1 protein-coding gene is annotated in these 642 nt (G+C 64.6%); it reads left to right on the top strand.

Going from position 1 to position 642, the window contains the following annotated elements:
- Positions 1 to 642: IS3 family transposase (locus CJZ78_RS13545; protein WP_143592981.1), on the top strand; the 642-nt coding region annotated here is incomplete at both ends.

Here is a 642-nt window from a genome sequence, read left to right as displayed (position 1 = left end):
GGCCAGGCGAATCGCCGCGGTCGCGCCCGACCACCACAGGAGCCGAGGCCAGTGCCACGGCTGCGGGCCGCAGGCCCGAATCAGGTGTGGAGCTGGGACATCACCTACCTGCCAACAACAGTGCGTGGCGTGTGGCTCTATCTCTATCTGGTGATCGACGTCTGGAGCAGGAAGGTGGTGGCCTGGGATGTCGCTGAGCGAGAAGACCCAGCAATTGCAGCCGATCTGGTGAGCAGAGCCTGCCTGCGCGAGCGGATCAGCAAGGGGCGCCAGATACCCTTGACCCTCCACGCCGATAACGGCAACGCCATGCGTGCCGCCACGCTGGAATCACGGCTGGAGGAGCTGGGCGTGCTGCGGTCGTTCTCAAGGCCGAGGGTGTCAAACGACAACCCCTACTCAGAATCGCTGTTCCGAACCGCAAAGTACCGGCCTGATTACCCGAGGCGGCCATTCGCCAGCGTGCAGGAGGCATGCCAGTGGGTGGCGGCGTTCGTGGACTGGTACAACCACCGACACCGGCACAGCGGCATCAAGTTCGTCACGCCCCATCAGCGCCACAACGGTGAGGCTGTGGAGATCTGCCGCCACCGTGCTGTCGTCTACGAACAAGCACGCCAACGGCATCCCCGCCGGTGGTCA

Origin of the sequence: Synechococcus sp. 8F6, from assembly GCF_002252665.1 — a bacterium.
GTDB lineage: Bacteria > Cyanobacteriota > Cyanobacteriia > PCC-6307 > Cyanobiaceae > Cyanobium_A.
The sequence above is the reverse complement of the archived record's forward strand: the minus strand, read 5'-3'. Positions and strand labels throughout refer to the sequence as shown.